The 242-nt window shown below is 60.7% G+C and carries 1 pseudogene; it reads left to right on the forward strand.

Features of this window, described 5'->3' with window-relative positions:
- Positions 1 to 242 (forward strand): annotated as a pseudogene (locus ACSNOK_RS35855) (3-methyl-2-oxobutanoate hydroxymethyltransferase); the annotation flags it as partial.

Raw genomic sequence — 242 nt, forward strand, 5'->3', positions numbered from 1 at the left:
GTGGTGCATCGCGTGCGCTCATCGTTGCCGACATGCCGTTCATGAGCTACCAAGTTCATCCCGACGAAGCATTCCGGAACGCTGGGCGCTTGATGAAGGAAGCAGGCGCAGCTGCGGTCAAGCTCTAAGGTGGCCAGCGAGTGCTCGACGCCGTCGCACGGATGACAGCGGCGGGAATTCCCGTGATGGGACACCTGGGACTGACACCCCAGAGCATCTACCAATTTGGCTCCTACCAAGCC

This window comes from Streptomyces sp. URMC 126, from assembly GCF_051386555.1.
In the GTDB taxonomy this organism is placed as follows: Bacteria; Actinomycetota; Actinomycetes; order Streptomycetales; family Streptomycetaceae; genus Streptomyces.